General features: G+C 65.2%; 22 protein-coding genes. 14 read left to right on the top strand and 8 right to left on the bottom strand.

The genetic code is table 11. From position 1 onward, the window contains the following. Positions 1–41: 41 nt before the first annotated feature. The 6 genes from AvAM_RS15530 to AvAM_RS15500 all read right to left on the bottom strand — a co-directional run bounded on the left by AvAM_RS15530 (position 42) and on the right by AvAM_RS15500 (position 6,700). Entirely contained in the window at positions 42–1,052 is a 1,011-nt protein-coding gene (locus tag AvAM_RS15530; protein ID WP_137747881.1) for a BMP family protein, read from the bottom strand. Between the two features lie 226 nt (positions 1,053–1,278). After that, positions 1,279–1,908, bottom strand: a complete 630-nt coding sequence (gene upp, locus AvAM_RS15525; protein WP_094291073.1) for a uracil phosphoribosyltransferase — start codon at positions 1,906–1,908, stop codon at positions 1,279–1,281. A gap of 36 nt (positions 1,909–1,944) precedes the next feature. Next, positions 1,945–2,949: a threo-3-hydroxy-L-aspartate ammonia-lyase gene (locus AvAM_RS15520; protein ID WP_137747880.1), complete on the bottom strand. Its 1,005-nt coding sequence runs from the start codon at positions 2,947–2,949 to the stop codon at positions 1,945–1,947. 237 nt (positions 2,950–3,186) lie between these two features. Beyond that, a complete protein-coding gene (locus tag AvAM_RS15515) occupies positions 3,187–4,032 on the bottom strand; it encodes an enoyl-CoA hydratase-related protein (protein WP_137747879.1) in 846 nt (281 codons plus the stop codon). A gap of 129 nt (positions 4,033–4,161) precedes the next feature. Further along, complete coding sequence (locus AvAM_RS15505; RefSeq protein WP_212742276.1) at positions 4,162–4,980, bottom strand: hypothetical protein; 819 nt, start codon at positions 4,978–4,980, stop codon at positions 4,162–4,164. A 172-nt stretch (positions 4,981–5,152) separates the two neighbouring features. After that, positions 5,153–6,700 carry a helicase HerA-like domain-containing protein gene (locus tag AvAM_RS15500; protein ID WP_137747877.1) on the bottom strand — a complete coding sequence of 516 codons (1,548 nt, stop codon included), beginning with the start codon at positions 6,698–6,700 and terminating at the stop codon, positions 5,153–5,155. Positions 6,701–6,779: 79 nt separating this feature from the next. Between AvAM_RS15500 and AvAM_RS15495 the strand changes: the two genes are divergently transcribed. The 7 genes from AvAM_RS15495 (at position 6,780) to rng (ending at position 13,709) form a co-directional block, all read left to right on the top strand. Beyond that, entirely contained in the window at positions 6,780–7,499 is a 720-nt protein-coding gene (locus tag AvAM_RS15495; RefSeq protein WP_137747876.1) for a YebC/PmpR family DNA-binding transcriptional regulator, read from the top strand. Positions 7,500–7,613: 114 nt separating this feature from the next. After that, the gene (gene purD, locus AvAM_RS15490; protein WP_137747875.1) at positions 7,614–8,894 is read left to right on the top strand and encodes a phosphoribosylamine--glycine ligase; all 1,281 of its coding nucleotides are present in this window, start codon (positions 7,614–7,616) and stop codon (positions 8,892–8,894) included. Then, a complete protein-coding gene (hemF, locus tag AvAM_RS15485; protein WP_137747874.1) occupies positions 8,894–9,865 on the top strand; it encodes an oxygen-dependent coproporphyrinogen oxidase in 972 nt (323 codons plus the stop codon). Before purD ends, hemF begins: the two co-directional genes overlap by 1 nt. A gap of 203 nt (positions 9,866–10,068) precedes the next feature. Then, positions 10,069–10,941, top strand: coding sequence for a ribosome silencing factor (gene rsfS / locus AvAM_RS15480; RefSeq protein ID WP_137747873.1), 873 nt, complete (start codon positions 10,069–10,071; stop codon positions 10,939–10,941). Between the two features lie 67 nt (positions 10,942–11,008). Further along, positions 11,009–11,476, top strand: a complete 468-nt coding sequence (gene rlmH, locus AvAM_RS15475; protein ID WP_137747872.1) for a 23S rRNA (pseudouridine(1915)-N(3))-methyltransferase RlmH — start codon at positions 11,009–11,011, stop codon at positions 11,474–11,476. Between the two features lie 102 nt (positions 11,477–11,578). Further along, positions 11,579–12,193 carry a nucleoside triphosphate pyrophosphatase gene (locus AvAM_RS15470; protein ID WP_137747871.1) on the top strand — a complete coding sequence of 205 codons (615 nt, stop codon included), beginning with the start codon at positions 11,579–11,581 and terminating at the stop codon, positions 12,191–12,193. A gap of 25 nt (positions 12,194–12,218) precedes the next feature. Next, positions 12,219–13,709 carry a ribonuclease G gene (rng, locus tag AvAM_RS15465; protein WP_137747870.1) on the top strand — a complete coding sequence of 497 codons (1,491 nt, stop codon included), beginning with the start codon at positions 12,219–12,221 and terminating at the stop codon, positions 13,707–13,709. Positions 13,710–13,727: 18 nt separating this feature from the next. Here rng and AvAM_RS15460 read toward each other — a convergent pair whose 3' ends face one another. Continuing rightward, positions 13,728–14,336: a glutathione S-transferase family protein gene (locus tag AvAM_RS15460; RefSeq protein ID WP_137747869.1), complete on the bottom strand. Its 609-nt coding sequence runs from the start codon at positions 14,334–14,336 to the stop codon at positions 13,728–13,730. Between the two features lie 95 nt (positions 14,337–14,431). Here AvAM_RS15460 and AvAM_RS15455 point away from each other — a divergent pair, with 95 nt between their 5' ends. After that, a complete protein-coding gene (locus AvAM_RS15455; RefSeq protein WP_137747868.1) occupies positions 14,432–15,385 on the top strand; it encodes a YafY family protein in 954 nt (317 codons plus the stop codon). 30 nt (positions 15,386–15,415) lie between these two features. Here AvAM_RS15455 and AvAM_RS15450 read toward each other — a convergent pair whose 3' ends face one another. Then, the gene (locus AvAM_RS15450; RefSeq protein ID WP_137747867.1) at positions 15,416–16,147 is read right to left on the bottom strand and encodes a TorF family putative porin; all 732 of its coding nucleotides are present in this window, start codon (positions 16,145–16,147) and stop codon (positions 15,416–15,418) included. 361 nt (positions 16,148–16,508) lie between these two features. On the opposite strand from AvAM_RS15450, the gene AvAM_RS15445 reads away from it, so the two are divergent. From AvAM_RS15445 to kdpE, 6 genes are read left to right on the top strand one after another with little or no spacing between them, the layout of a single operon-like run. Then, entirely contained in the window at positions 16,509–16,607 is a 99-nt protein-coding gene (locus AvAM_RS15445) for a potassium-transporting ATPase subunit F (protein WP_056414695.1), read from the top strand. A 1-nt stretch (position 16,608) separates the two neighbouring features. Further along, the gene (gene kdpA, locus AvAM_RS15440; RefSeq protein WP_137747866.1) at positions 16,609–18,414 is read left to right on the top strand and encodes a potassium-transporting ATPase subunit KdpA; all 1,806 of its coding nucleotides are present in this window, start codon (positions 16,609–16,611) and stop codon (positions 18,412–18,414) included. Positions 18,415–18,423: 9 nt separating this feature from the next. Continuing rightward, positions 18,424–20,523 carry a potassium-transporting ATPase subunit KdpB gene (gene kdpB, locus AvAM_RS15435; protein WP_137747865.1) on the top strand — a complete coding sequence of 700 codons (2,100 nt, stop codon included), beginning with the start codon at positions 18,424–18,426 and terminating at the stop codon, positions 20,521–20,523. A 10-nt stretch (positions 20,524–20,533) separates the two neighbouring features. Beyond that, positions 20,534–21,106, top strand: coding sequence for a potassium-transporting ATPase subunit KdpC (gene kdpC, locus AvAM_RS15430; RefSeq protein WP_137747864.1), 573 nt, complete (start codon positions 20,534–20,536; stop codon positions 21,104–21,106). 46 nt (positions 21,107–21,152) lie between these two features. Continuing rightward, positions 21,153–23,924: a DUF4118 domain-containing protein gene (locus AvAM_RS15425; protein ID WP_137747863.1), complete on the top strand. Its 2,772-nt coding sequence runs from the start codon at positions 21,153–21,155 to the stop codon at positions 23,922–23,924. An 8-nt stretch (positions 23,925–23,932) separates the two neighbouring features. Then, positions 23,933–24,637 carry a two-component system response regulator KdpE gene (gene kdpE / locus AvAM_RS15420; RefSeq protein ID WP_094291090.1) on the top strand — a complete coding sequence of 235 codons (705 nt, stop codon included), beginning with the start codon at positions 23,933–23,935 and terminating at the stop codon, positions 24,635–24,637. The last annotated feature ends 227 nt before the right edge of the window (positions 24,638–24,864 follow it).

Raw genomic sequence — 24,864 nt, 5'->3', positions numbered from 1 at the left:
GAACAGGGGCGGGCAGGGGGGAGCGCCCGCACGTTCAGTGCTTACTTGGCCGTCGATTTGGGCTGGCTGTCGTCCACCTTCACGGTGAACTTGCCCGCCAGGATGTCGGCCTGCTTGGCCTTGACCTTGGCCACGATGTCGGCGGGCACCTTCTTCTCGAACGTGCCCAGGGGTGCGAGTTCAGAGCCCTTGTGTTTCATCATCGAATACGGGCCGTAGTCCTCGGCGGTGAACTTGCCCTCTTTGACCAGCTTGAGCGCACGGTCGATGCTGGGCTCCATGTGCCAGATGGCCGATGCCACCACCGTGTCGGGGTACTGCGGCTGGGTGTCGATCACGTTGCCGATGGCGAGCTTGCCTTTTTCCTTGGCCGCGTCGCTCACGCCAAAGCGTTCGGCGTAGAGCACGTCGGCGCCCTTGTCGATCATGGCGAATGTGGCTTCCTTGGCCTTGGGTGGGTCAAACCAGCTGTTGATGAAGGTGATGGTGAACTCGACCTTGGGGTTGGTCTCCTTGGCGCCCGCCATGAAGGCGTGCATCAGGCGGTTGACCTCGGGGATGGGGAAGCCGCCCACCATACCGATCTTGTTGGACTTGGTCATGCCGCCCGCGATCATGCCGCTCAGGTACGCGGGCTCCTGGATGTAGTTGTCGAACACGCTGAAGTTGGGCGCCTGCGGCTTGCCGGAGGAGCCGAGCAGGAACGACGTCTTGGGGAAGTCCTTGGCCACCTTGCGGGCGGCGGCTTCCACGGCAAAGGCTTCGCCCACGATGAGCTGGTTGCCGCCGGTGGCGTATTCGCGCATCACGCGCTCGTAGTCGGCGTTGCTCACGTTCTCGCTGGCTTTGTACTCGATCTCGCCGCGCGCTTCGGCGGCTTTGAGCGCCTTGTGGATGCGGCTGACCCATTGCTGCTCGAAAGGCACCGTGTAGATCGCCGCGACCTTGAGCTTGGACTGCGCTGTGGCCAGCGAGGGCGCCATCGCCATGGCGGCCGAGAGGGCCAGGGAGGTGCAGAGCAGGCGTCCGGTGAAAAGGCGGCGAGTGGTCATGGTGGGGTTCCTTCAGACAAACGAACAAAGGGATTGGAGGTGCCTTTGTCAAGCAAGGAGCGCGCCAGTAGGCCCCCCCGGACTGCGGCAAACCGCTGGCAAGTCTGCCAGAGGAAAGCCACCAGGTGGTAAAAATTTGCGGACGTGGACGGGCCACCATGAAAAAAGCCACCGCCGGGCTTCATGGCCCTGCGGTGGCTGGTGCACGCCCTGGCGCGCTGCGCTCTTATTTGGTGCCAAAAATCCGGTCGCCTGCATCACCCAGGCCCGGCAGGATGTAGCCGTGGTCGTTCAGCTCGCGGTCGATGGCGGCGGTGAAGATCGGCACATCGGGGTGCGCCTTCTGCAGCGTGGCCACGCCTTCGGGGGCGGCCAGCAGGCAGACGAACTTGATGGAGCGGGGGTTGAGTTTCTTGAGCCGGTCCACGCAGGCGGCCGCCGAGTTGCCGGTGGCGAGCATCGGGTCCACCACGATGATGTCGCGCTCGTCCATTTCGGACGGCATCTTGAAGTAGTACTCCACGGGCTGCAGCGTGGCCGGGTCGCGGTACAGGCCGATGTGGCCCACGCGCGCGCCGGGCACCACGTTGAGCATGCCGTCCAGGAAACCGTTACCTGCGCGCAGGATGGAGACCAGCACCAGCTTCTTGCCGTCGATGACCTTGCCGGTCATGGTCTCCAGCGGGGTTTCGATTTCGATGTCCTGCAGCGGCATGTCGCGCGTGACTTCGTAGGCCATCAGGGTGGAGAGTTCGCCCAGCAGGCGGCGGAAGCTGTTGGTGCTGGCGTCCTTTTTGCGCATCAGCGTGAGCTTGTGCTGGACGAGGGGGTGGGTGATGACGGTGACGTTGCTCATGGCTGGAAGTAGGGTTTTGCTTTTTTGAAACGGGCGTCAGTCTGCCAGAAACCGCGAGTAGCGCGGCAGATCGACGTTGCCGCCGCTCACGATTACACCCACGCGCTCGCCTTGCAGCAGCTTGGCGCCGTTGTCTTCGCCCGAGAACGCTTGCACGCCCGCAAAGGCCAGGGCGCCCGTGGGTTCGACGACCAGCTTCATGCGCTGGGCAAAAAAGCGCAGGGCTTCGATGAGCTGCTGGTCGCTCACGGTGACGATGTCTTCAACATGCTCGCGGATGATGGGGTAGGTGAGTTCTCCCAGGCTCGGGGCCTGCGCGCCGTCGGCAATGGTGTGCGGGTTGGGGATGTGCACGATGTGGCCCGCGCGCAGCGACTGCTGGGCGTCGTTGGCGGTTTCGGGCTCGACGCCGATCACCTTGCACCGGGGCGCGAGCGCCTGCGCGGCCAGCAGGCTGCCCGACAGCAGGCCGCCGCCGCCCAGGCAGACAAACAGGTAGTCGAGGTCGGGCACCTCCTGCAGCAGCTCCAGGGCGGCCGTGCCCTGGCCTGCAATCACATGGGGGTGGTCGAACGGCGGGATCAGCGTCATGCCCCGCTCGTGCGCCAGCTGGCGGCTGATGGCTTCGCGGTCTTCGGTGTAGCGGTTGTAGGTGACCACCTGGGCGCCGTATTCGCGCGTGGCGGCCATCTTGGAGGCGGCGGCGTCATCGGGCATGACCACCAGGGCGGGCATGTCCAGCAGCCGGGCCGACAGCGCAATGGCCTGCGCATGGTTGCCTGCCGAGAAGGTGAGCACGCCATGTTCGCGCTGCGCATCGCTGAACTGGGCGAGGGCGTTGTAGGCGCCCCGGAACTTGAAGGCGCCGGTGCGCTGCAGGTTCTCGCACTTGAAGAACAGCTTGGCGCCCAGCCGCTCGTCGATGGTGTTGCAGCGCATCACCGGCGTGTGGTGCGCCACGCCCGCCAGCCGCCGGGCGGCGGCGGCCACATCGTCATGGGTGGGCAGGCTCACAGGAGGGGGCATGCTGGGCACGGTCATGGTGGCGTCCTCGCTGCGGGGCATGGGCCGCCCCGGGTTGCCACATGATAGCCCTATGGGTCCAATTCGGGCATAAAAATAGCTGCCAGCGCCTGATGGGTAAGCGCTGGCAGCTATGAATTTGGTAGTGAGCGAGGCGTTTCAGTTTCAGTATCTTCCTCTGCCTTGCCCCCGGCCTCCAGGAGACGGGGCGATCGGTGGTCCGTGGGCTGTCTTTGCGCCGGCCCCCCTGTTTCGTCAGCCCAGGTCGTTGAACCGGATCAGCGGCGTGAGCGAAGGGAACTCACCCGCCCGTTTTTGCTTCATGGCCGTGACGGCCTCCATCACGTGCCGGTTGCTCCAGATGGCGCCCTGCAGCCATCCCATCTGGCGCAGGCTGTCTTCCACGCTGTGGTCGCGCGCGTAGTTCACGGCCTGCTTGGTGCCCCAGATGGCGACGGGGGGCTTGGTGGCGATCTCCTGCGCGCACTGCAGCGCGGCGGCGACCATGGCCTCGTGGGTGTCGAACACCTCGTTGACCAGCCCGTGGCCCAGGGCCTTGGCGGCGCTCAGGCGGCGGCCGGTGTAGGCCAGCTCTTTCACCACGCCCAGCGGGATGAGCTTGGGCAGGCGCTGCAGCGTGCCCACATCGGCCACCATGCCGATGTTGATTTCCTGGATGCAGAAGAACGCGTCGGCCGTGGCGTAGCGCACGCAGGCTGTGGTCACCATGTCCACCGCGCCGCCGATGCAGCCGCCCTGGATGGCCATGATCACGGGGATGCGCAGGCTTTCGATGCGGGTGAAGGTGGCCTGCATGTCGGTGAGCAGGTCAAAGATGGCGGCGCGGCCTTCGGGGCTCTGGTCGTCCATGGTGATGGCGCCGCCAAAGGTTTCGAGCGCCATGCCCGCGCTGAAATGTTTGCCGGTGCTGCTGACGACCAGCGCACGCGCCTCACCGCTTTTGTTCAGCTGGGCCAGCACCTCGTCCAGCTCGCGCCAGAAGGTGGGGTGCATGGTGTTCATGGCCTCGGGGCGGTTCAGCACCAGGTGGGCCACATGGTTGGTGATGCTGAGGGAGAAGCAGGTGAGGGTGGTGTTCATGGGCCGTCACTGTAGACCCGCTGGCCGCTGGCGGGTCGTCGCCTGGGTGACTTGGGTTCTTTTTGGCCTTCTCCGCCTGTCTGTATTGGTTTGTTGCTATAAAAAACGGAGCAATCATGGGTGGGCGGGTCAGTCTCCGCCCCCACCGCCGCAGCCACCACCGCCATCTCCCCCGCCATCCCCTCCATCCCCGCCACCACCATCCGAGCTTTCGGCGCCGCCAAAGTCGCCTGCGCTGCCGCTGTAGCTGCCGTCCGAAAAGCTGGTGCCACAGTAGCTGTCGCCGCCGCTGCCGCCCGCATCGCTTTTGTGGGCGATGTCGGCGCAGTTTGGCACGTAGGTGAAGCCCCCGGCAATGGCGAACTTGGCATCCAGCGCAAACAGCAGGGGCAGGCGGCTGGGGGCCTTGGGGTCGATGGATTCCTCTTTGCACACCCAGTACCAGCAGCGGCGCAGGCCGTCGTTGTGGCGGGCCTTTTTGCCCAGGGCCTCGGCCGGGGTGTGGTGCAGAAAGAAGCCCAGGGCGTTGTGGCACCACAGCTTGTAGGCCTGCGTGTGCAGGATGAACTCATGCCACAGCGCATCGACGGCCTTCGATGGCATGGCCACAAAGTCCTTGTTGCTGCGCAGACAGGCCATAAAGAACTGGCGCAGGCCCCGTTCAACCAGGTCGCAGTCGCGGGGGCTGAGGTGGGGGTAGGTCTCGCGCAGCTTGCGCTGCAGAAAGCGGGGCAGGGGGGCTTCGCGGATGTAGCGCTCGCGCACGGCGGTGGTCCAGCGGATGAGGATCACTGTGACCAGCACCGTGGCAAACACATATAGCAGCCAGATCCATCGGAGCTTCCACACCCCGGCAAACACCCCGATGAAAGCCAGCACCCACAAAATGATGGCCGCCTGGACCACCTTGTTGCCCCAGCGCACCAGGGCGTGTTCTACGCGTTGCATTGTGTCCCTCCTTGTTGTTGTGTGTTTTGGCCATTGCACGGCCGCAATGTGACCGAATCGTGACAAACGCATGGCATTGTCGCCAGCCTGTCACAAGGCCACCACACCTGGGGAGGGTTGGGGCGGCAACGGGCGGGGGCTGCAGGGCCCCGTCGCGCCGCCCCTTCTCCCTTCAGCGGCGCTTGCTGCCGCCGCCGAAGATGCCGCCCAACACGCCGCGCAGGATCTCCTTGCCCACGTTGGTGCCCACCGTGCGCACGGCCGACTTGGCCATGGTCTGCACCAGCCCGTCCTTGCGCCCGCCGCGCGGGCCGGTGGTGCCAAAGAGCAGGTCGTTGAGGAAGCTGCTCTCCTGCGGCTGGGCTCCGCCTGGCGCCGTGCCGATGGGGCTGGCTCCGCCTGTTGTGCGGCTGGCAGGCGTGCCCGCGGGTGCGGGCGGTGCGTTTTCGGCGCGGCCCTTGAGCTTTTCATAGGCGGATTCGCGGTCCACGGTGGTTTCGTACACACCCGCCACCAGCGAACTGGCCATCAGCGCCTGGCGCTGCTGCGGGGTGATGGGGCCGAGCTGGCTGCCCGGGGGCAGCACGAACACGCGTTCTGTGATGCTGGGGCGGCCCTTGGCGTCCAGAAAACTCACCAGCGCCTCGCCCACGGCCAGCTCGGTGATGGCGGTTTCAATGTCCAGGCCCGGCTTTTGCCGCATGGTGGTGGCCGTGGCCTTCACCGCCTTCTGGTCGCGCGGGGTGAAGGCGCGCAGCGCGTGCTGCACGCGGTTGCCCAGCTGGGCCAGCACGCTGTCGGGGATGTCGAGCGGGTTCTGCGTGACGAAGTACACGCCCACGCCCTTGGAGCGCACCAGGCGCACCACCAGCTCGATGCGCTCGATGAGCACCTTGGGCGCTTCGTTGAACAACAGGTGCGCCTCGTCGAAGAAGAACACCAGTTTGGGCTGGTCGGGGTCGCCGATTTCGGGCAGTTGCTCGAACAGCTCCGACAGCATCCACAACAGGAAGGTTGCATACAGGCGCGGCGAATTCATGAGCTTGTCGGCCGCCAGGATGTTGACCACCCCATGGCCGTCCACCGTCTGCATGAAGTCCTGGATGTTGAGCATGGGCTCACCAAAAAACTCGCTGCCGCCTTGTTGCTCGATCTGCAGCAGGCCGCGCTGGATGGCGCCCACGCTGGCTGCGCTCACGTTGCCGTATTCGGTCGTGAACTCCTTGGCGTTGTCGCCCACGAAGGTGAGCATGGCGCGCAGATCCTTCAGGTCCAACAGCAAGAGGCCGTTGTCGTCCGCAATCTTGAAGACCAGGTTGAGCACGCCCAGCTGCGTCTCGTTCAGATTGAGCATGCGGCCCAGCAGCAGCGGGCCCATGTCCGACACCGTGGCGCGCACCGGGTGGCCCTGTTCGCCAAACACGTCCCACAGCGTGGTGGGGCAGGCCAGGGGTGTGGGCAGCTCCAGGCCGCGTTCCTTGAGCACGCCAGCCAGTTTGTCGCCAATCTTGCCCGGCTGGCTGGCGCCGGTGAGGTCACCCTTTACGTCGGCCATGAACACCGGCACGCCAATGCGCGAGAAGTTTTCGGCCAGGGTCTGCAGCGTCACGGTCTTGCCTGTGCCGGTGGCCCCGGTGATGAGCCCGTGGCGGTTGGCCAGGCCGGGAAGCAGGTGGCATTCGGTGGTGTCGTGCTTGGCAATCAGCAGGGGTTCGGCCATTTCGGGTTTCCTCGGGGGTACAGGTTCGGCAAAAAGTAAAATCCGCCAGCTAGATTAAATCAATACAAAAGGACTTCTCGTGGCAGGACACAGCAAATGGGCGAATATCCAGCACCGCAAAGGGCGGCAGGATGAAAAACGCGGCAAGATCTGGACCCGCATCATTCGCGAAATCACCGTGGCTGCCCGTGCGGGTGGCGGTGATCTGTCTGCCAACCCCCGCCTGCGCCTGGCGGTGGACAAGGCCAAGGCGGCCAACATGCCCGCCGACCGCATCAAATACAACATCGACAAGGCCACGGGCAATGCCGAAGGCCTGACCTACGAAGAAATCCGCTACGAAGGCTATGGCATTGGTGGTGCGGCCATCATGATCGACACCATGACCGACAACCGGGTGCGCACCGTGGCCGAAGTTCGCCATGCGTTCAGCAAACACGGCGGCAACATGGGTACCGAAGGCTCGGTGGTGTTCCAGTTCAAGCACTGTGGCCAGCTGATTTTTGCCCCCGGCACCAACGAAGACAAGGTGATGGAAGTGGCGCTGGAGGCGGGCGCCGAAGACGTGGTGACCGACGAAGACGGCGCCGTAGAGGTGCTGACTGCCCCAGCAGACTTTGAGGCCGTGAAGAACGCACTGGAGGCCGCAGGCCTGACGGCCGAGGTGGCAGGTGTGACCATGCGGCCCGAAAACACGATCGAGCTGACCGGCGAAGACGCCGCCAAGATGCAAAAGCTGCTGGACGTACTGGAAGACCTGGACGACACCCAGGAGGTCTACCACAACGCGGCGCTGTGACTTTGCACCCGTAGATCACCGCTTTTTTCTTGCCCTGACCTGTTTTCCGACTGATATTCCCCCGAACCCCACCCAGCAGCGCAGCGCTGTGGGCCGGGTTCACCAAAGGTTCCTATGAAAGTACTTGTGATTGGTGGCGGCGGCCGTGAACACGCGATGGCGTGGAAACTGAGCCAGTCCCCCAAGGTGACCAAGGTGTTTGTGGCACCCGGCAACGGTGGCACGGCCTTGAACCCCAAGCTCGAAAACGTGGCGATCTCTGACGTGCGCGAACTGCGTACCTGGGCCCAGGCCGAGAAGATCGCTCTGACCGTGGTGGGCCCTGAGGCCCCCCTGGCGGCCGGTGTGGTCGATGAGTTCCGTGCCCATGGCCTGCGCATTTTCGGTCCCACCAAGGCTGCGGCCCAGCTCGAAAGCTCCAAGGCGTTTTCCAAGGCCTTCATGCGCCGCCATGGCATCCCCACGGCCGACTACGACACCTTCACCGACCCGGCTGCGGCCCACGCCTTTGTGGACCGTTTGGGCGCGCCCATCGTCATCAAGGCCGACGGCCTGGCTGCGGGCAAGGGCGTGGTGGTGGCGATGACGCTGCAAGAGGCCCACGACGCCGTGGACTTCATGCTGGTGGACAACAAATACGGCGTGACGCACAACGAAGGCGGCGCGCGGGTCGTGATTGAGGAATTCCTCGAAGGTGAAGAAGCCAGTTTCATCGTGCTGTGCGATGGCAAGAACGTGCTGGCCCTGGCCACCAGCCAGGACCACAAGCGCCTGAAGGACGGCGACGAAGGCCCCAACACCGGTGGCATGGGCGCCTACTCGCCCGCACCCGTGGTCACGGCCGACGTGCACGCCCGTGCCATGCGCGAGATCATCCTGCCCACCATCCGTGGCATGGAAAAGGACGGCATTCCTTACACCGGCTTCCTGTACGCCGGGCTGATGATCGACGCGAAGGGCCATCCCAAGACGCTCGAATTCAACTGCCGCATGGGTGACCCCGAAACCCAGCCCATCCTGATGCGCCTGAAAAGCGATTTCAGTGATGTGATGGGCGCTGCGGCCGACGGCAAGCTCGACCAGATGGAACTGCAATGGGACCGTCGCACCGCGTTGGGCGTGGTGATGGCCGCCCACGGTTACCCCGAGGCTCCGCGCAAAGGTGACCCCATCACCGGCCTGCCTGCTGAGGCGGACGATGCCGTGGTGTTCCACGCGGGCACGCAGCTCAAGGACGGCGTGGTCAGCGTGACGGGCGGCCGGGTGCTGTGCGTCACCGTGCTGGCCGACAGCGTCAAGCAAGCGCAGCAACGTGCGTACGACGTGGCGCGTGGCATCCAGTTCGATGGCGCGCAGTACCGTCGTGACATCGGCTTCCGTGCCCTGAAAAGCTGATGGCAGACGCGCAAAGCCTGAACGCAGCCGACACGGTGGCCCGTGTGCGTGGCTACCTGCAGGGCCTGCAGTCCCGCATCACCGATGCGCTCGAAGCTGTCGAAGGCGAGGGCGGTGCCCGCTTTCTGGCCGACGCCTGGAGCAAGCCGCCGGGTGAGCCGCTGCAAGGCGATGGCATCACCAAGATCCTCGAAAACGGCCGGGTGTTCGAGCGCGCCGGGTGCGGCTTCAGCCATGTGCGCGGCCCGCAGCTGCCGCCCTCGGCCACGCAGCACCGGCCCGAGTTGGCGGGGGCGCCCTTCGAGGCCATGGGCGTTTCGCTGGTGTTCCACCCGCGCAACCCGTATGTGCCCACGGTGCACATGAACGTGCGCATGATCGCCGCCGGTCACCCCGGCCAGGCGCCCACCTGCTGGTTTGGCGGTGGCATGGACCTCACGCCTTACTACGGGTTTGAAGAAGACGCAGTGCACTTTCACCGCACCTGCCGCGACGCGCTGGAGCCGTTTGGCGATGACAAGTACCCGCGCTTCAAACAATGGTGCGATGAATACTTTTACCTGAAGCACCGCAGCGAACAGCGCGGCGTGGGTGGTGTGTTCTATGACGACTTCTCGGAGCTGGGCTTTGAGCAGAGCCTGGCGATGACCCAGTCGGTGGGCGACGCTTTCCTGAGCGCCTACCTGCCCATCGTCGAGAAACGCCAGGGCATGCCCCATGGCGAGCGCGAGCGCGACTTCCAGCTCTACCGCCGGGGCCGCTATGTCGAGTTCAACCTGGTCTGGGACCGGGGTACGCACTTCGGCCTGCAGTCGGGTGGTCGCACCGAGTCCATCCTGCTGTCGATGCCACCGCTGGTGTCTTGGTCGTACCAGCGCGCTGACGCTGCCGATTCGGCCGAGGCCGCATTGCTGCAGCGTTTTCTGGTGCGCCGCGACTGGCTGGACAGCGGGGCTGCGACAGCGCCCTGACGGGGTAAAAAGCGCAAAAGCTATAATTTCAATAGCTGTCCGCGCTTTTTACACAGGCGCAAGAGGCCAAAAACACCCCAAACCGATGCTGCGCCAGGGTGCAACACCCGCGCAACAACACGCAATATCCAAGGCGCAGCCCTATTGGTTGCACGCCATGTTGCGCGCTATATTGATTCCATTCCCTCTCTAACCACCGCCTGATGACCACCTCCACCAAATCGGAAACCGCCGCCAAAAAAGACGTTACCAAACTCCAGCGTGCCATCGTCGATGGCCTGGAAGACGTCAAGGCGCAAGACATCCAGGTCTTCAACACCGAGCATCTCTCGCCGCTGTTTGAACGGGTGATCGTGGCATCGGGCACCTCCAACCGCCAGACCAAGGCCCTGGCCGCCAGCGTGCGCGATGCGGTCAAGGAAGCGGGCTTCTCCAAGCCCCGCATCGAAGGCGAAGACAACGGTGAATGGATCATCGTGGACTGCGGCGCGGCCGTGGCGCACATCATGCAGCCTGCCATCCGCCAGTACTACCGTCTGGAAGAGCTGTGGGGCGACACCCCTGTGCGCCTGAAGCTGGGTGCTGCCAAGCCCCAGTCCAGCGCCGCCACCGAGCTGGCCGAGAAGAAGTCGGCCCAGAAGGCTGCCAAATCCGGCGCGAAGGCTTCTGCCAAGGCGCCCGCCAAAAAGACCGCAGCTCCCACGGTAGCCGCCCGTTCGGGCAAGGCCACGGTCAAGGCCGTCGCCAAGACGGCTGCGAAGACTGCCGCCAAAACGCCAGTCAAAGCAGCACCCAAGCCAGCGGCAAAAACAATGGCCAAAGCGGCACCCGCCAAGACTGCAGCCAAAACCACCGGTATGGTGGCTGCCAAGAAGCCTGCAGCGACCAAGACGCCTGTCAAGACGGTGGTGGTCAAGCCCGTGGGCGCCAAGAAGCCCGCAGCCAAGAAGTCGTCACCTGCTGCCAAGGCCCCCGCACGCGCAGCAGCCAAGCCTGCTTCCGCTCCGGCAAGCAAGGCGGCGGCCAAGCCCGCTGCTAAGCCTGTTGCCAAGAAGGCCCCGGCCCGCAAGGGTTGATACGCGTCCGCAGAGCGCCCAGGCGGGTGCGCTGCGGCAACCATCCCCCACGCATCCAGGTTGATCCATGAAGCTGCTTATCGTGGCGGTCGGGCAGCGGGTGCCCGACTGGGCACAAACGGCTTATGACGACTACGCCAAACGTTTTCCGCCCGAACTCAAGGTCGAACTCAAGGCCGTCAAGACCGAGCCACGTGGCTCCAAGACCCTGGAGACGCTGTACTCGGCCGAGCGTGAGCGCATCGAAGCGGCCATCCCGCGTGGCACGCGCGTGGTCGCTTTGGACGAGCGGGGCACCAACCTCACCACCAAGGCCCTTGCCGAACGCCTCAAGGGCTGGCAGCTGGGGGGCGACGATGTGGCGCTGGTGATTGGCGGCCCCGACGGGCTGGACCCTGCCTTTCGCCAGGCTGCACATGAGCGTATCCGCCTGTCGGACCTGACCCTGCCCCATGCCATGGTGCGCGTGTTGCTCATCGAGCAGCTGTACCGGGCCTGGTCGGTGAATGCCGGGCATCCTTACCACCGCGAATGATGCGGGGCAGGGTGGTTGTGCTGCTTCCCAATGCTATTATTTTTATAGCTTCTGGCGCTTGATGGACAGGCGCAGGGGCCGATTTTTATTCAAAATCTGTTCATGCCAGACTTCATCTACCTCGCCTCCCAAAGCCCGCGCCGTCGTCAGCTGCTCGAACAGCTGGGTGTGCGCTATGACTTGCTGCTGCCCAATGTGGAGTGCGATGAAGCCGAAGACACCGAGGCCATCGAGGTGGTGCTGCCCGGAGAAGCGCCCACGGCCTATGTCGAGCGTGTCACGGCGCTCAAGCTGGATGCCGCCGTGGCCCGCCGTGCTCGCCGTGGCCTGCCGGATGCGCCCATCCTTTGCTCCGACACCACCGTGGCCCTGGGCCGCACCATCTACGGCAAGCCCGACGATGCAGCCCATGCCGCGCGCATGCTGGCCGAGCTGGCAGGCCACGAGCACCGCGTGCTCACGGCCGTGGCGTTGCAGGTGGGTACCAAACGCCTCACGGCGCTGTCGGTGTCGCGCGTGACCTTTGCTGCCATGACGCCCGCACAGATCGATGCCTATGTGGCTACTGGCGAGCCGCTGGGCAAGGCCGGGGCCTATGGCATCCAGGGCCGGGCGGCTGCCTATGTGGAGCACCTGGCGGGCAGTTATTCGGGCATCATGGGGCTGCCCATGTACGAGACGGCACAACTGCTGCGCGCGGCGGGCTTCCCTCTATAAGCAAAAACAACACGGTTACCCTCCCATGCAACAAGACATCCTGATCAACTGGTCGCCGCAGGAGACGCGCGTGGCCGTGGTGGAGCACGGCGCCGTGCAGGAGCTGCACATCGAGCGCACGCTGGAGCGGGGCCTGGTGGGCAACGTCTATCTGGGCAAGGTCTCGCGCGTGCTGCCTGGCATGCAGTCGGCCTTTATCGACATCGGTCTGGAGCGCGCGGCGTTTCTGCATGTGGCCGATGTGTGGCAGCGCCAGCCCGATGGCGAGCCGCCCGCGTTCGCGCGCAAGACCGAACCCCAGGTGCCCATCGAAAAGCAGGTGTTCGAGGGCCAGGCGCTCATGGTGCAGGTCATCAAGGACCCCATCGGCACCAAGGGCGCGCGCCTGTCCACGCAGATCAGTATTGCAGGCCGCCTGCTGGTGTTTCTGCCGCAGGACGACCATGTGGGCGTGTCGCAGAAGATCCCGCCCGCCGAGCGCGACGCCCTGCGCGCGCGCCTGCAGGCGCTGGTGGGCGACAAGGCCTCGGGCGGTGGAGGTGGCTTCATCCTGCGCACCAACGGCGAAGACTCCACGGACGAAGAACTGGCCGAAGACATCGCCTACCTGCGCAAGACCTGGGCGCGCATCAAGGAGGCATCGCTCAAGCTGCCCGCCATGTCGCTCTTGCACCAGGACCTGGACCTGCTGCAGCGCGTGCTGCGCGACCTGGTGGGCGACCACACGCAGACCATCCGGCTCGATTCGATGGAGCAGTTCCAGCGCCTGCGCGCGTTTGGGCAGGAGTTCATGCCCGCAGCTGCTGGCAAGCTGCAGCACTACAAGGGCGAGCGACCCATCTTCGACCTGTACTCCATCGACGAAGAAGTGGCCAAGGCCCTGGGGCGCCGGGTGGAGCTGAAGTCCGGCGGCTACCTGATCGTGGACCAGACCGAAGCGCTGACCACCATCGACGTGAACACCGGCGGCTACGTGGGTGCGCGCAATTTTGACGACACCATCTTCAAGACCAACCTGGAGGCCGCGCAGGCCATTGCGCGCCAGCTGCGGTTGCGCAACCTGGGCGGCATCATCATCGTGGACTTCATCGACATGGTGCGCGAGGACCACCAGCAGGCCGTGCTGTCGGAGTTCAAGAAGCAGCTTGCGCGCGATCGGGTCAAGACCATGTCGTCCGGCACCTTCTCGCAGCTCGGCCTGGTGGAGATGACACGCAAGCGCACCCGCGAATCCCTGGCCCACATGCTGTGCGAGCCCTGCGAGGCCTGCCAGGGCAAGGGCAGCGTGAAGACTGCGCGCAGCGTGTGTTACGACATCCTGCGCGAGATCCTGCGCGAAGCTCGCCAGTTCAACCCGCGCGAGTTCCGCGTGGTGGCGTCGGCACGGGTGGTGGAGCTGTTCCTCGACGAGGAAAGCCAGCACCTGGCCGGGCTCTCCGACTTCATCAAGAAACCCATCTCGCTGCAGGCAGAAAGTGCGATGGGGCAAGAGCAGTACGACATCGTGCTGCTGTAGCAGCTTTGTTCGACGCGCTCAAGCCTCGATCTGCATCGCCGGGCGGGCCTGTACCCGGGCCAGCCAGGCTTGCACATGCGGGTGTGCGTTGACGGGGGCACCCAGGTACAGGCTGTAGCCCACCACTGAGCCCACCACCAGATCCACCAATGAGTAGTTGGCACCCAGCATCCAGGGTTGCTGGGCCAGCCGTGCGTCCAGCAAGGCAAGCAGCTCGCTCAGCTGACGCAGAACGGCTTCGGCCTGGGCGGCGTTGCGCCAAACCTCCTCGCCTTGGGTTGCCACATGCAGGCGCCCCACCAGCGCGCCATAAGTCACATACGACCAGGTACACCATGACAGCGCCTGCAGCGCCTCGGGCGTGCCACCTGCGGGCCACAGGCCGGGCTCCACGCCAAACCGGTGGCCCAGCCAGAGGTGGATGGCCAGGGCCTCGAACATGGGGGCGCCATCCACCGTCAGGGTGGGCACCTTGCCGTTGGGGTTCAGGGCCAGGTACTCGGGGCGGCGCTGCTCGCCGGTGCGGATGTCGATCTTGATGCGTTCGTGCGGCACCCCCAGCTCAGCCAGGGCGCAGGCGATGGGGGTGGCGCTGGACATGGGGTGCCAGTAGAGAACGATGGACATGAAGAACTCCTTGGTGGTGGAAGAAAGAAAAGGTGTTGCCACTGTAAGAACCATTGCGGACAATTTCAGTCCTCAATAAAAAGTACAGTGGCCCCATGCTCAGTTCATCGACCCGTCTGCTGCGCCTGCTCTCGCTGCTGCAAACGCGCAGCCACTGGATGGGCCCCGAGCTGGCCGAGCGCCTGGAAGTGCATCCGCGCACTCTGCGGCGCGACATCGACCGCCTGCGCCAGCTGGGCTACCCCGTGCATGCCAGCAGCGGCGTGGCGGGGGGTTACGCCTTTCGCGCGGGGCAGGCGCTGCCGCCGCTGCTGCTGGACGATGAAGAGGCTCTGGCCGTGTCGATTGCGCTGCGCACCGCCACCGCCGGTGCGGTGGGTGGCATTGAAGAGCCCGCATTGCGGGCGTTGGTCAAGCTGGAGCAGGCCATGCCCGCACGCCTGCGCAAGCGCGTGGACGCTTTGCGTTCGGCCATCTTGCCGCTGGACCGCACGGGGCCGGTGGTTGAGGCATCGTTGCTGGCCACACTCGCGTCGGCCTGCCGCGACCAGCTGCGCATTGAGTTCCATTACGAAGACGGCCAGGGCCGCAGCGCGCAGCGTTCCGTGGAACCGCAGGGCGTGGTGCACACCGGCCAGCGATGGTACCTGGTGGCATGGGATCGGGTGCGCAGCGACTGGCGCACCTTTCGCATCGACCGCATCGTGGGCGACCCGCAGTTGGGCGCACATTTTGCGCCCCGGGCCGCGCCCGATGGGGGGGATCTGAAAGGCTATGTGTCGCGCTCCATCTCCGCCCCGCACCATGCCGAACAGGCGCAGGTGGTGCTGCACGCGCCCTACGCGGTGATGTCGCGCCGCATCCCGCAGTCCGCTGGTGTGGTATCTACCCTGGACCAGGGGCAGCGCTGCCAGCTGGAATGCGCAGCCAATGACTCGCTGGTGTATTGGCTGATGGCCCTCGATGTTGAGTTTGAAGTGCTGGCACCCGCATCGCTCAAAGAGCGGCTGCGGGTGGCGGGGGAACGGGCGTTGCGGTGTGTGCTGTGAAGGTCCGTTGCTTGTCCGTGGAGGACGGGGTTACAGGGTTTTGGTCAGCGTGACGATCACGCGCGACTTGTTGACATGGCCGAAGAAGGCCTTCTTGTTGGCGCCGACCACGGCCGCACCCAGCGACAGGCCACCGCCGAAGTCGTAGGCACCGCCCAATTGATAGTCCATGTAGTTGGGCACGCCGGTGTCCTTGATGTCGCTGGCAAAACGCGTGAAGCCCACTGAGGCCTTCACCGTGATGCTGGGCGCCACTTCCTGGGCAAACGCGAAGTTCAGGTAGCCAGTGTTGCGGCCCTTCAGGTCCGAGCCGGACTTGGCACCGGCAAAGCCGAAGTAATCCTTGGAGATGGTGTGCGAATACTTGGCGGTGAAGGGGCCCATGGTGGCCGCGCCATACAGCTCGGTGGTGTTGCCGTTGCTGTTGCCGGGGTAGATGTAGGTCAGTGCGCCCACATCGAAGTCAGCGCCAGCGGCCTTGAACTTGTAGCCGCCGTACAGGTCGGATTCGAGCGAATTGTTGGTCAGCCAGTCCACGCTGGAGTTCCAGTTGCCCACGTACCAGCCGGAGTCACCGAAGGCGTAGTCAAAGCCGCCTTGCAGGGCGGGCTTGACGGCCTTGGCCTTGGTGGCGTCCTGGTCCTGACCACGGAACTTGTAGTTGGTGGTCAGGCTGACGTTGCCGGTGAGCTGGGCGCTGGCCAGCAGGGGCAGCGCGGCCAGCAGGGCGGCGGTGATGGCTTTGGAAGAAGAGACGTTCATGGCAGCAATGTTTGAAAAAAGAACAGAGCGCCAGCGTAGAAAAGCCCGCGTATAAAGTTCGCAAAAATTGCGCCCCCTTGCGTCAATGTTGCGCAAGTCTGCAGCGCGCCCGATGCGGTGGCTCGTCAAGCGCCACCCCAACGCCGCCCGGGCCGGGCCCGCGTTTTTACGCCGTTTTTACGGCGCCCCCCACAGTCTGTGCACACTTTTTACGGCCTCCTTCTCAGAATCAAACACCTGTTCTGATGCAGGAGTTGTCGATGGACGTGATATGGATGGCCGCACTGGCGGCGTTGTGGGTGGTCATGGCCGAGGCCGTGGTTTTGCTGGGCACATATGGCCCAGCCAAGGGGGCGCGTTCATGATCGGCATGGAAATGCTTTACGGTTTTGGCGCCATCGTGGCCCTGGTCTTGCTGGCCTACCTGGTGTTTGCGCTGATCTGCGCGGAGGAGTTCTGAGATGGATACCTCTGCCTGGAGCCTGCTGGGGCTCTTCCTGATCGTGCTGGGCGTGCTGGCGTCGCCGCTTGGCAAATGGCTGGCTGCAGTCTGTGATGGCCGCCTGCCAAGGTGGATGCATGCCATCGAAAAACCCTTGTACAAGCTGGCCGGGGTCGCGCCGGATCAGATGATGCACTGGCGCAGCTATGCGCTGGCGCTGCTGGCTTTCAATGCCATCGGTGCTTTTGCGGTGTATGGCCTGCAGCGTTTGCAGCACCTGCTGCCGCTCAATCCGCAGGGCATGGCCGCAGTGTCGGGCGATTCTTCGTTCAACACCGCCATCAGCTTTGTTTCCAACACCAACTGGCAGGGCTATGGGGGCGAGTCCACCATGAGCTACCTCACGCAGATGCTGGGCCTGTCGGTGCAGAACTTCTTCTCGGCGGCCACCGGCATCGCCGTGGCGTTTGCGCTGGCGCGCGGTTTTGCAGCGCGCCGCACCGATGGCCAAGGCTTTGTGGGCAACTTCTGGGCCGATGTCACGCGCATCACGGCATGGGTGCTGGTGCCCATCGCGTTTGTGATTTCCATCGTGCTGGTCGGGCAGGGCGTGATCCAGAACTTTGACGCCTACAAGGATGTGGCGACGCTGGAGACAACGGCCTATGAAGTGCCTCAACTCGACGCATCGGGCCAGCCGGTGGTGGGCAGCGATGGCGCGCCGGTGATGGAAGCGAAGACAAGCAACACCCAGACCCTGGCCATGGGCCCGGTGGCATCCCAGGAAGCCATCAAGATGCTGGGCACCAACGGCGGTGGTTTTTTCAATGCCAACTCCGCCCATCCCTATGAGAACCCGACGGCCCTGACCAACTTCGTGCAGATGCTGGCGATTTTTCTGATTCCCGCTGCACTGTGTTTTGCATTCGGCCGCGTTGTGGGCGACCAGCGCCAGGGCTTTGCGATCCTGGCGGCCATGACGGTGATGTTTGTGGTGGCCGTGATCGCTGTGGTTTCCGCTGAGAAAGTCGGTAATCCGCAATGGGTGGGGCTGGGCGTGGAGCAAACCGCCAGTGCCCTGCAAGCGGGGGGCAACATGGAAGGCAAGGAGGTACGGTTCGGCATCAATGCGTCGGCACTGTTCGCTGCCGTGACCACTGCCGCCTCATGTGGTGCCGTGAACTCCATGCACGACTCCTTCACGCCCCTGGGCGGCATGGTGCCGCTGGTGCTGATGCAGCTGGGCGAAGTGGTGTTTGGTGGCGTTGGCACGGGCCTCTACGGCATGCTGGTGTTTGCCATCCTCGCCGTCTTCATGGCGGGCCTCATGATTGGCCGCACGCCGGAATACCTGGGCAAGAAGATCGAGGTGCGCGAGATGAAGCTCACCTCGGCGGCCATCCTGGTCACGCCCATCCTGGTGCTGGTGGGCACGGCGATTGCCGTGGCCACGGACGCGGGCAGGGCGGGCATCGCCAACCCGGGTGCGCACGGGTTCTCTGAAATTCTGTATGCGCTAACGTCTGCCGCCAACAACAACGGCAGCGCCTTTGCGGGCCTGTCGGCCAACACGCCGTTCTACAACGTGCTGCTGGGGCTGGCGATGTGGCTGGGCCGTTTCGGTGTGATCGTGCCGGTGCTGGCCATTGCGGGTTCGCTGGCGGCCAAAAAGCGCTTGCCTGTCACGGCGGGCACCATGCCCACACACGGGCCGCTGTTTGTCACGCTGCTGATCGGCACCGTGCTTCTGGTGGGTCTTCTCAACTACGTGCCCTCCCTGGCCCTGGGTCCGATGGTGGAGCACCTGATGCTCCGGGTTCAGTGAGGTATGGCAATGACCAAGAAAAAAACTTCTTCCGTTTCGCTGCTGGATGCAGCGTTGATCAAGACCGCGCTCTGGGGCGCGCTGGCCAAGCTCAGTCCGTTTGTGCAGTGGCGCAACCCGGTGATGTTCATCGTGTACATCGGCAGTATCTTCACCACGCTGCTGTGGCTGCATGCACTCAATGCGCCTGAGGATGCGAGCATGCGCCCAGCGTTTGTGCTGGCCATCACGGTCTGGTTGTGGTTCACCGTGCTGTTTGCCAACTTTGCCGAAGCGCTGGCCGAAGGGCGCAGCAAGGCGCAAGCCGCATCGCTGCGCGGGCTGCGCAAGGAAACCTGGGCCAAGAAGCTCAAGGAGCCTGTGCACGATGCTGCGTTTTTGCCCGAGCTGGCCACCAACCTGCGCCGGGGCGATGTGGTGCTGGTGGAGGCGGGCGATGTGATCCCGCTGGATGGCGAGGTGATCGAAGGCGTGGCCTCGGTGGACGAGAGCGCCATCACCGGCGAATCGGCCCCTGTGGTGCGTGAATCCGGTGGTGATTTTTCTGCCGTGACCGGAGGCACCCGGGTGTTGTCCGACTGGCTGGTGGTGCGCGTGGCGGTGAACCCAGGCGAGTCGTTCCTCGACCGGATGATCGGCATGGTGGAAGCCGCCAAGCGCCAGAAGACGCCCAACGAGATCGCGCTGACCATCTTGCTGGTGGCGTTGACCATCGTGTTCCTGGTTGTTACCGTGACCCTGCTGCCGTTTTCGATCTTCAGCGTGCAGGCATCGGGCGCGGGCACCGTGGTCTCGCTGACCGCGCTGGTGGCCCTGCTGGTGTGCCTAATCCCCACCACCATTGGCGGCCTGCTGTCTGCCGTGGGGGTGGCTGGCATGAGCCGCATGATGCAGGCCAATGTGATCGCCACCTCGGGCCGGGCCGTGGAGGCCGCAGGCGACGTGGACGTGCTGCTGCTGGACAAGACCGGCACCATCACCCACGGCAACCGCCAGGCCAGCGCATTTTTGCCTGCGCCGGGTGTGTCCAAGGAGCGCCTTGCGCGCGCCGCCTTGCTGGCGTCGCTGGCAGATGAAACGCCTGAAGGCCGCAGCATTGTGGAGCTGGCCCGCCGCGCTGGCGTGGATGGCCAGAACCCGCAGGGCGTCAAGCTGGTGCCCTTCACAGCCCAGACCCGCATGAGCGGCGTGGACTTGCCCGCAGGAGAGGGACAGCCGGAATCTGCGGGCACCATGCTGCGCAAGGGCGCCGTGCTGGCACTGGCCAAGCATGTGGAAGCCCTGGGCGGCAAGATGCCTCAGGATGTCATGAGCGCGGCCGACCAGGTGGCCTTGCGCGGCAGCACGCCCCTGGCGGTGGCCGAGGGCAGCCATGTGCTGGGCATCGTCGAGCTCAAGGACATCGTCAAGGCGGGCATCAAGGAGCGCTTCATCGAGCTGCGCCGCATGGGCATCAAGACCGTGATGATCACCGGCGACAACAAGCTCACGGCGGCAGCCATCGCGGCCGAGGCGGGGGTGGACGACTTCCTGGCCGAAGCCACACCCGAAGACAAGCTGGAGCTGATTCGCAAGTACCAGGCGGAAGGCCGCCTGGTGGCCATGACCGGCGACGGCACCAACGACGCCCCCGCGCTGGCCCAGGCCGACGTGGCCGTGGCCATGGGCAGCGGCACACAGGCCGCCAAGGAGGCGGGCAACATGGTGGACCTGGACTCCAACCCCACCAAGTTGCTGGAGGTGGTGGAGACCGGCAAGGCGCTCTTGATGACACGCGGCTCGCTCACCACGTTCTCGATTGCGAACGACGTGGCGAAATACTTCGCCATCGTGCCGGCCATCTTCGTGTCTACCTACCCGCAGCTGTCCGCGCTCAATGTCATGCAGCTGGCAAGTCCGTCGTCCGCCATCCTGTCGGCCGTGATCTTCAATGCGCTGGTGATCGTGTTCCTGATTCCCCTGGCCTTGCGCGGTGTGCGCTACCGCCCGGTGGGTGCGGCGGCGCTGCTGCGTCGCAACCTGGCCATCTATGGGCTGGGCGGGCTGCTGGTGCCGTTTGTGGGCATCAAGCTGATTGACTGGATACTTGTGGCCGTCGGGCTGATCTGAGGAGATTCTGATGAAAAACATTCTTCGCCCCGCGCTGGTGCTGTTTGCCTTGTTGAGCGTGCTGACCGGGCTGCTGTATCCGCTGGTGGTGACGGGCGCCGCCCAGGCGGTGTTCCCCCAGCAGGCAGCTGGCAGCCTGGTGCAGCGCAATGGCCAGACCGTCGGTTCGTCGCTCATCGGCCAGAACTTTTCAGACCCCGGGCATTTCTGGGGCCGCCCATCGGCCACGGCGCCCATGCCGTACAACGCGGCGGCGTCCAGCGGTTCCAACCAGGGGCCGCTCAATCCGGCGCTGGCCGATGCGGTGAAAGCGCGCGTGGAAGCCCTGCGCGCGGCCGACCCCGGCAACACGGCCCCCGTGCCGGTGGATCTGGTCACGGCCTCGGCCAGTGGCCTGGACCCACACATCAGCCTGGCTGCGGCGCAGTACCAGGCAGGGCGCGTGGCGCGGGCCCGCAGCCTGCCGGTGGTCAGCGTGAATGCCGTGATTGGCAAGCACGCGGAGCAGCCGCTGTGGGGGCTGCTGGGCGAACCCCGGGTGAACGTGCTGGCGCTGAACCTGGCGCTCGACGGCTTGCGCTGACGTGCGCTGACATGCTCTGACTTTTGGCACCGATACTTGTTGATGCATGACTGACATCCAGCGCCCCGACCCCGATGCTTTGATTGCGCAACTGCGCGCCCAGGAAGAGCAGACCCAGCGGGGCAGGCTGCGCATCTACTTCGGTGCCAATGCCGGGGTCGGCAAGACCTGGGCCATGCTCAGTGCCGCGCAGCGCGAGCGGCGCGCGGGGCGCGACATCCTCATCGGCGTGGTGGAAACCCATGGTCGCGCGGAAACCGCTGCGTTGCTGGAGGGGCTGGAGTCGCTGCCCCTGAAGCAGGTGGAGTACCGGGGCCGGACGCTTTCCGAGTTCGATCTGGATGCGGCCCTGGCCCGCAAGCCTGCCATCTTGCTGGTGGATGAACTTGCGCACTCCAATGTGCAGGGTTCCCGCCACGCCAAGCGCTGGCAGGATGTGCAGGAGCTGCTGGCCGCTGGCATCGACGTGTGGACCGCGCTCAATGTTCAGCACCTGGAGAGCCTGAACGGCACGGTGGGGGCCATCACCGGTGTGCGTGTGCACGAAACGGTGCCCGACACCGTTCTGGACAACGCCGACGAAGTGGTGCTGGTCGATGCGACGCCCGACGAGCTGATCGCCCGCCTGGGCGCTGGCAAGGTCTACGTGCCCCAGCAGGCCGAACGCGCGGCGCAGAGCTTTTTCCGCAAGGGTAACTTGATCGCCCTGCGGGAGATTGCGCTGCGGCGCACGGCGGAGCATGTGGAAGACGATGTGCTGGGCTGGCGGGTGGAGCAGTCGGGCGCTTCCGGCAGCCGCGTGGCCAGTGCCTGGAACACCTCGGGCAGCATCCTGGCCTGTGTCGGGCCCCATGAAGACGCGGCACAGACGGTGCGCACAGCCGCCCGCCTGGCGGGGCAGCTCAATGTGAAATGGCATGCCGCTTATGTGGAGACGCCAAGGCTGCAGCGCCTGGGCGCAGCCCTGCGCGACAAGATTCTGGCCGTGCTGCAACTGGCGCAGGAGCTGGGAGCCGAAACGGCCGTGCTCACGGGCGACCGCGTGGCGCCCGCCTTGGCGGCCCAGGCGCTGCATCTGAACTGCGCCACCCTGGTGCTGGGGCGCCCCGCCGCGCGGGCGGGGTGGCGCAAACTTCTCGCATCCAAAGGTGTTGCGCGCGATTTGGCCGAACGGGCGCCATCACTCGACATCGTGGAGGCAGCGCATGCGGGTAGCTCGCGGCGCCTGCCTCGGGCGCTGTGGGACCGCAACATGGGCCTGGATGATGACGGGGATGTGGGCGAGCCCGGCGCAGGGCGCTATCGCTGGCAGGGGTTTTTGTGGGCGCTGGGCGCCAGCGTTGCCGTTACGGTGCTGGCGACACCGCTGCATGGTTTGCTGGAGCTGACCAACATCGTGATGCTCTACCTGGTGGGGGTTGTCGCGGTGGCCATGCGTTTTGGGCGCGTGCCCGCAGCGATGGCGGCCTTGCTGAATGTGCTGGCGTTCGATTTTTTCTTCGTCTCACCGCGCCTGTCGTTCGCGGTGAGCGATGTGCAGTACATCGTCACCTTTGCGGTGATGCTGGGTGTGGGGCTGCTGGTGGGGCAGCTCACGGCCGGGTTGCGGTTTGCCGCTGGGGTGTCGATCAGCCGGGAGCGGCGGGCCCAGTCGCTGTTTGAGCTGACGCGCGAGCTGTCTGCGGCGCTGGAGACCAGCCAGGTCATCGAGATCGGCGCGGCGGCCGTGCAGGGGCACTTCGGGGGCCGCGCCGTGGTGGTGGCGCTGGACGCGTCGGACCGCCTTCAGTACCCCGACGATTTGCCGCCGGGCTTCGACAAAAGCGTGGCGGACTGGACGCTGCGCCAGGGCCAGAGCGCCGGGCTGGCAACCAGCACCCTGGCCGCGCAGGCCTGGCGCTACGTGCCGCTGAAGGCCCCCATGCGCGTGCGTGGTGTGCTGGCGCTGGAACCCGCCCAGCCCCGCTGGCTGCTGATCCCCGAACAGGCGCAGCAACTCGACACCCTGGCCCGGCAGATCGCCATTGCCCTGGAGCGTGTGCACTACGTGGACATTGCGCAGCAGGCCGTGGTGGACATGGAGTCTGAACGGCTGCGCAATGCCCTGCTGGGCGCGGTGTCGCACGATGTGCGCACCCCCCTCACGGCTCTGATCACGCTCGCCGAATCGCTGCGGAGCGCGCCGCCGCAAGAAACCGGCGCCGTGGCCAAGGCCATCGTGCACCAGGCGCACCAGCTCAATGCGCTGGTCAGCAACCTGCTGGACATGGCGCGCCTGGAGAGCGATGTGTCGGGGCAGAGCGTCCATCTGCGGCGGGACTGGCAGTCGGTGGAAGAGGTGGTTGGCTCTGCCATCCGGGCCGCCCGACCCGCGCTGGGCGACATGCCTGTGCGCACCGAGGTGCCCGCCGACTTGCCGCTGGTGGAGTTCGACCCTGTGCTCATCGAGCGCGTGCTGGTCAATCTTCTGGAGAATGCAGCCAAATACGGCGCGGGGCCGGTGGTGGTGAAAGCATCCACCACAGACAACATGCTGGTGCTGAAGGTGCGAGACCATGGCCCGGGCCTGCCCGCCTCGGTGCGTGGCAAAGAACACACCCTGTTTGAAAAATTCACCCGGGGCCAGGCGGAATCCGCGACCCCGGGCGTGGGCCTGGGGCTGGCGATCTGCAAGGCCGTCGTGCAAGCGCATGGCGGTGCGATCTCCGCCGCCAGCGTAGAAGGGGGCGGGGCAGAATTCACGGTGACCCTGGCGCGGCGCGAGCCGCCGCCCGACCCCGGTTTGAGTGAGATGGAGCGGGGCATTTCTGCCCCCTGAAGAAAACAATGCAGATACGTACCGTTTTGGTGATCGAGGACGAGCCACAGATCCGGCGCTTTGTGCGCAGCGCGCTGGAGGCCGAGGGCTGGCAGGTGCACGAGGCGGGAACCCTGCGCGAGGGGCTGTCGGCTGCTGGCACCCGCCACCCCGACCTGCTGGTGCTGGACCTGGGGCTGCCCGATGGCGATGGGGTGGAGCTGATCCGCGATGTGCGGGGCTGGTCCGCCGTGCCCATCATCGTGCTGTCTGCACGCACCGATGAGACCGACAAGATCGCCGCACTCGATGCCGGTGCAGACGACTACCTCACCAAACCCTTTGGCACCGGCGAGTTGCTGGCGCGGGTGCGGGCCAACCTGCGCAGGCCCCGCGCCGCCACCGGCAACGGGCTGGTGCAGGAGGCGGCGGAGCCCCTGTTCCATTTCGGCGATGTCGAGGTGGACCGCAGTGCGCGCCTGGTGCGCAAGGCGGGTGTGGAGGTGCACTTGACCCCCACCGAGTACCGCATGCTCATGGTGCTGGTGGCCAATGCGGGGCGGGTCATCACCCAAAAGCAGCTGTTGCGCGAAGTGTGGGGGCCCATGCGGTCGGACCAGAGCCACTACCTGCGCATCTACATGGGGCACCTGCGCCAAAAGCTGGAGGCCGACCCTGCGCAGCCCCGCCACCTGCTCACCGAGTCGGGGGTGGGATACCGCCTGGCGGTGTAGGGCTGGCGCCAGCCCTTCGCACCCGCGCACATGCGTGGCCAGCCCCGCTGGATTGACAGCGATTTGATGTCTTCCCCCGCATTTTTTACGAACGATTTACGCCGGATTTTCTAGACTGAAAGCATGTTCAACACCGGCCACAAGCGCCCCTGCCGGGGGCTCCGTGTGGTGAAAACATGCTGATGAAGAGTTGTCCCAGTATGGGCTTGCACCGGGTATCCCTGTTG

This window comes from Acidovorax sp. NB1, from assembly GCF_005405905.1.
In the GTDB taxonomy this organism is placed as follows: domain Bacteria; phylum Pseudomonadota; class Gammaproteobacteria; order Burkholderiales; family Burkholderiaceae_C; genus Acidovorax.
Note: the sequence above shows the minus strand (reverse complement) of the source record. Positions and strands in the feature narration are given on the sequence as shown.